Here is a 6,245-nt window from a genome sequence, read left to right as displayed (position 1 = left end):
TACTTTCGTAACCATCCATCAAATCCTTGTAATCCATCGTTTCGCTTTCCTTGATTAAAGGATAAACGATATAAATTTGACGGCCTTTGGCAATTTCATCTTTGATAAATTTCCACACTTTCAAGCGATTGCTGTCGTAGCGATGAACGGTTTGAATGGGTTTTCTTCCGGGTGGTAATTCGTCGATGATTGAAATATCCAAATCGCCATACAAACTCATGGCTAAGGTACGCGGAATAGGTGTGGCAGTCATGACCAAAATGTGCGGCGGAATATCGTTTTTTTGCCAAAGTTTAGAGCGTTGTTCTACCCCAAAGCGGTGTTGTTCATCAATAATGGCCAGACCTAAATTTTGAAATTGGACTTTGTCTTCTAATAAGGCATGTGTTCCGATTAGGATGTGCAGACTGCCGTTTTGAAGTGCTTCGTGGATGATTTTCCGTTCGGCGGTTTTGGTGGAACCTGTGAGTAATTTGATGTTGATGTTGAGGTTTTGAGCCAATTCGGTTAACCCGTTGAAATGTTGGGTGGCCAAAATTTCCGTCGGTGCCATCAAGCAACTTTGAAAGCCGTTATCCAAGGCAATCAACATAGACATCAAAGCGACTATGGTTTTTCCCGAACCGACATCGCCTTGCAACAAACGGTTCATTTGGGCATTGGTGCCCATATCGTTTCGGATTTCTTTGAGCACTTTTTTCTGCGCGTTAGTCAGTTCAAACGGCAAATGGTTTTGATAGAAATTATTAAAATGTTCACCAACTACTGTAAACGGATGGCCTTTGATTTTGTGTTTGCGAACCAAGTTTTTGGTGATGAGTTGCAGTTGGATGAAGAACAACTCTTCAAATTTCAATCGGAATTGTGCTTTGGCTAACAGTTCCGGACTTTTAGGAAAATGGATATTGAACAAAGCAGCGTTTTTCGGAACCAACTTTAATTCGTCCAAAATATAGTGTGGTAAAGTTTCGACAAACTGGGCTTGGGTTTCAACAAAAACCTGTTGCATCATTTTGTTAATGACTCGATTTGAAATACCGCGATTGGTTAAAGTTTCCGTAGAAGGATAAACCGGTTGCAAGGCGGTTCTGAGATTTTGCTCGTGTTCGTTGAGTAATTCCATTTCCGGATGTGTCATGCTGTATTGTCCGTTAAAATGGGTTACTTTACCAAAAATCACGTAAGGTATATTAAGTTTTAAGGTATCACGTATCCATTTGTGGCCTTGGAACCAGTTGAGTTCCATTTGGCCGGTATTGTCGGTAAAAACAGCTACCAATCGTTTTTTGCCTTTGCCGAATTCGACCGTTTTCAGGTGGATGACTTTTCCAATAATTTGTACTTCGGCCGGATTGTTATTCAATTCATTAATTTGGTAGTATCGCGTTCTGTCGATGTAGCGATTCGGATAAAAGTTCAGTAAATCGTCGTAACGGTGAATGCCCAGCTCTTTGCGCAAGAGTTCGCCTCTTTGCGGCCCAACGCCTTTGAGGTATTCGATAGGGGTTTGCAAAAGGTTAACCGACATATTTTCTTACTGACTATAGCTACAGCGAAGATAGTTTAAAAATGTTTTATCTGAAATTTCATTTGGGATTCGTTATGAAGTTGGCGAATATTTTTCGTTATTTACAACAGTAAAACGGAATTCCAATTTTATGTTAAAACACATCTCCGGACTTAACGGAATCAGAGCCATTGCAGTATTAATGGTCATCGTTTCCCATCGATTTCCCATTGACCATTTTTTGAGAATAATGCCAATCGGGCATTTTGGAGTAGACATTTTTTTTGTGTTGAGTGGTTATTTGATTTCCAGAATTTTATTGAACGGTATTTCTAAAATTGAGCATAATTCCGCTACACCATATCAATTGATTAAGAGTTTTGTCATCCGTAGAAGCTTACGCATTTTCCCTATTTACTATTTGTTGTTATTGGTTTTGTACTTAACCGGTGGTATTATAGGCAACAGTTTTAGAGAAAATTTTCTTTGGTATTTTTTCTATGGTTCTAATTATTTGATTTACACAGAAGGCAAATGGTTTGGTTGTTTGGCCCATTTGTGGTCATTGGCGGTAGAAGAACAATTTTATTTGGTTTGGCCGTTTTTGGTATTGGTGCTTTTTAGAAATCGGATTTTAATACTGTTGTTAGTCACCATATTGATAGGAACATTGTCACCTTTTTTCATAGATGGAATTACTTATGTTTTGACCATTTCGTGTATCAATGCTTTCGGAATAGGTGCTTTATTGGCTTATGTTGAATTAAAGCGACCACAATGGCAATCGGTATTTATCAAAACCATTAATGTTTTGGCAGTAGTTTCTTTAAGCTTAATTTTTGTTCACTATTTTGTGTACGAGTTTGCTTTGTTTTCAGACCGACTATTGGTTTCCATTATTGCCGTAGCTTTAATTGCCTACTGTCGTTACCACCAAAAAAGCTATTTGGTGACTCATATTTTAGAAAACAAAATGTTAAGTTTTATCGGATTAATCAGTTATGGAGTATATTTATACCACAATATTATCCCAAGATATTGGATAGTCGTGCTCAAACGATTGCATATCGAAACACCGGCTACCGTTGGAAATTTTTCTTATGCAGAGTTTTTTATCCAAACGGCTTTTGTGATTTTTATTAGTTATTTGTCTTGGATACTCATTGAAAAACCCATTGGCAAATGGAAGGATAAAATCAGTTAAAAAATTATAGAAACGGCTACAATGAAATATTTATTACTGCTTTTTTCTTTTTTTTCGTGGTCGCAACAAATCTCAAAAGTGGACTTTAAAACAGCTTACGCGAACATTACGGTTTGGGGATTGGAGCGCAAGGTGACAGGAAATGTTACTTATGAATTTGAGGTAAAAGAATCTATCGATACTATTAAAATTGATGGACAAAAAATGACTTTTACAGAAGTTAAAATAAATAGTAAACCGGTTCAATTTGTTAATTCCGGGAAGTCATTAAATCTTTTTGAAGGTTTTAAAAAAGGTAAAAACAAAGTCTCATTTACCTATGTAGCCTATCCAAAACAAACGATTTATTTTATTGGTGTTTTAGGAAGACAAGTTTGGACACAAGGCCAAGGGAAATATACCAGTCATTGGTTTCCGAGCTTTGACGATGTGAATGAAAAAGTCATTTTTAAACTTACCATAGAATCTTTCGAGAAAAGCGCTCGAGCATTAAATAGCGTGATTATTTCCAATGGGATTCTGAAAGACCGACTCAATTTCAATGGACGTGAGATTTGGAAATACCAAATGCAAAAACCAATGAGTTCTTATTTGTTGGCGCTAGTTATTGGAGATTTTAGGAATAAAGTCATCGCTTCCAAATCGGGCATACCGTTGCAGTTTTTTATCCAGCCTAAAGATACCGCTAAGTTTGAATCCACATACCGACACTCGAAGACCATTTTTGATTATTTGGAAAAAGAAATCGGGTTTAAATACCCTTGGCAAGTATACAAGCAAATTCCGGTAGAAGACTTTTTGTATGCCGGAATGGAAAACACTTCTTGTACTATTTTTGCACAAGATTTCGTGGTGGATGACATTGGTTTTAACGACCGAAACTATGTGAATGTCAACGCTCACGAGTTGGCACACCAATGGTTTGGCGATTTAGTTACAGCCAAATCCGGTAAACACCATTGGTTGCAGGAAGGATTTGCTACTTATTATGCTTTGCTGGCTGAGCGTGAAGTTTTTGGAGAGGATTATTTTTACCACCAATTGTACCGCACGTCTTTACAACTTCGCAATGCGGCCAAAACCGACACCATTCCGGTGATGCACGAAAAAGCGAGTTCATTATCGTTTTACCAAAAAGGCGCTTGGGCTTTGCATACCATACGCGAAGCCATCGGACCCCAATTATTTCAAAAAGCGGTAAAATCGTATTTGAAAAAGTACCAATTTAAGAATGTCGAAACCGATGATTTTTTGGCAGAGATTAAAAAAGTATCACCCGCATTCGATACCGAAAAGTTCAAGAAAAACTGGTTGGAAGATTATCACTTTCAAACGGAGGAAGCCAATGTTTTGTTGAAAAAAAATCCTTTCATGCAGCAACTGTTCGAAACCCAACAATTGCGCAAAAAATCGTTGGCCGAAAACAAACCACGATTCACCGAGTTGCTGCAATCCAATGTTTTTTATCCGATAAAAACCGAGATTTTATACCAACTAAAAGATATTCCGTTTGCTGATAAAGTAGAATTTCTGAATTTGGCTTTACAAACTAACAATGTTAAAGTTCGCCAAGCTGTAGCCGAGTTTACCGAAGAGATTCCTATTTCGTTTCAATCTTCTTATGAGAGTTTGTTAGATGATGCGTCTTATGATACCCGGGAAATTGCCTTTATGAATCTTTGGAAGAGTTTCCCGGAAAACCGACCAAAATTACTCGAGAAAGCCAAGCATTGGATAGGAGGAAATGATAAAAGCTTGAGAATCATGTATCTTACATTTGCCTTGCTTTCGGACAATATTCAAGATAAAGAGCAATTGTACGCTGAATTAATTGGCTATACAGCTCCAACTTTTGAAAGTTCTGTACGTCAAAATGCCCTTACCAACGCATTATCCATTGACAGTAAAGATATTGCGGTCTTGAAAAATTTAGTCAATGCTACAGTACATCACAAATGGCAGTTCAGCAAGTTTGGTCGTGATAAAATCCGACAACTGCTCAAAAAAGAGGGCTATCCGGAGTTGTTCCAATCGTTTTTGCCTTCTTTGCCAGAAAACGAAGTCATCCAATTGCAAAAACTTTTAAGCGAAAAATCATGAGAGCGCTAGTCATTTCGGGAGGTGGCAGTAAAGGTGCGTTTGCCGGTGGCGTAGCGCAATACTTAATGCAGGAAAATGGTTGTGAATACGATATTCTTATCGGCAGTTCGACCGGAAGTTTGTTGATTCCGCATTTGGCGCTGGGTGAAGTAGAAAAAATTTACAACATCTACTCAAACGTCAACATGCGCAGTATTTTTGACATCAGTCCGTTCGTGGTTAAAAACAAAAATACACCTAACGAAACCGTTTCTATCAACCACTGGAATGTGATTAAGCAATTCGTTAAAGGGAAACGAACTTTTGGAGAAAGCCATAAACTGTTGGATTACATCAAAGAAAATTTTACGGTAACCGAGTTCGCTTTGCTCAAATCAACCGCTTGTGAAGTCGTTGTAACCGTGACCAATCTTTCTAAGAATGAAGTCGAATACAAATCTATTAAAGACTTTGATTACGAGGAGTTTTGCGAGTGGATTTGGATTTCTTGTAATTATATTCCGTTCATGTCTTTGGTCACTAAAAATGGATATGAATATGGAGATGGCGGATTTTCGAGTTTGGTGCCCATCCGAGAAGCTATCAAACGCGGTGCCACCGAGGTGGATGTGATTATATTGGAAACAGAAGTGCAAACCCTTCCGAAGAAAATAGGCAGAAACCCGTTTTCTTTGATGATTGACTTGTTTCAGACTTTATTGACCCAAGTAGAAAAGCACGACATTACCATTGGAAAGTTAGCGGCCAAGAACAAAGATGCCAAGCTCAACTTATATTACACGCCAACTCAACTCACAGACAATGCGCTGATTTTTAATAAAGATAAAATGAAAGATTGGTGGCACAAAGGCTATGACTATGCTAAAAACAAAAGCGAGTTGATGAGCGACAACCTACCTTAAATTTTCTTTATTCTTACAAAATATACTTTACTTTGTAATTATTTTACTATTTTTATTTTAAAAATTGTAAGATATGTTGGTAAAAGTATTTGGAAGTGCCGTTTTTGGTGTAGAAGCTACTACGATTACGGTAGAAGTCAATATCGACAAAGGTATTGGTTATCATTTGGTTGGTTTACCGGATAATGCTATCAAAGAAAGTAGCTACCGAATAGCCGCTGCACTCAAAAACAATGGTTACGAATTTCCCGGTAAAAAAATTACGGTCAATTTAGCGCCGGCCGATTTAAGAAAAGAAGGTTCAGCTTATGATTTGACTTTAGCCGTCGGTATTTTATCGGCTTCAAATCAAATTAATGCGGAGGAAGTCGACCAGTATGTTATTATGGGTGAGTTGTCGTTGGACGGAAGTTTGCAACCCATCAAAGGCGCCTTATCGATTGCTATTAAAGCCAAAGAAGAAGGATTTAAAGGTTTCTTTTTGCCGATTCAAAATGTGAAAGAAGCCGCTATTGTGGATGGCTTAGCCGTT

At 37.9% G+C, this 6,245-nt stretch carries 5 protein-coding genes; 4 read left to right on the top strand and 1 reads right to left on the bottom strand.

The window, feature by feature from the left end:
- Nucleotides 1-1,528: ATP-dependent DNA helicase RecG (locus tag ACIQ32_RS10975; protein WP_396195735.1), on the bottom strand; the 1,528-nt coding region annotated here is incomplete at its 3' end.
- 130 nt (nucleotides 1,529-1,658) lie between these two features.
- On the opposite strand from ACIQ32_RS10975, the gene ACIQ32_RS10970 reads away from it, so the two are divergent.
- The 4 genes from ACIQ32_RS10970 to ACIQ32_RS10955 all read left to right on the top strand — a co-directional run.
- A complete protein-coding gene (locus ACIQ32_RS10970; protein ID WP_396195734.1) occupies nucleotides 1,659-2,711 on the top strand; it encodes an acyltransferase family protein in 1,053 nt (350 codons plus the stop codon).
- 21 nt (nucleotides 2,712-2,732) lie between these two features.
- Nucleotides 2,733-4,811, top strand: a complete 2,079-nt coding sequence (locus tag ACIQ32_RS10965) for a M1 family metallopeptidase (protein WP_396195733.1) — start codon at nucleotides 2,733-2,735, stop codon at nucleotides 4,809-4,811.
- Complete coding sequence (locus tag ACIQ32_RS10960; RefSeq protein WP_396195732.1) at nucleotides 4,808-5,713, top strand: patatin family protein; 906 nt, start codon at nucleotides 4,808-4,810, stop codon at nucleotides 5,711-5,713. The genes ACIQ32_RS10965 and ACIQ32_RS10960 overlap by 4 nt, the downstream gene beginning before the upstream one ends.
- A 73-nt stretch (nucleotides 5,714-5,786) precedes the next feature.
- On the top strand, nucleotides 5,787-6,245 hold a 459-nt coding region (locus ACIQ32_RS10955), incomplete at its 3' end, for a magnesium chelatase domain-containing protein (RefSeq protein ID WP_396195731.1).

The sequence above is a fragment of the Flavobacterium sp. genome (assembly GCF_044373165.1).
GTDB lineage: Bacteria > Bacteroidota > Bacteroidia > Flavobacteriales > Flavobacteriaceae > Flavobacterium.
The sequence above is the reverse complement of the archived record's forward strand: the minus strand, read 5'-3'. Positions and strand labels throughout refer to the sequence as shown.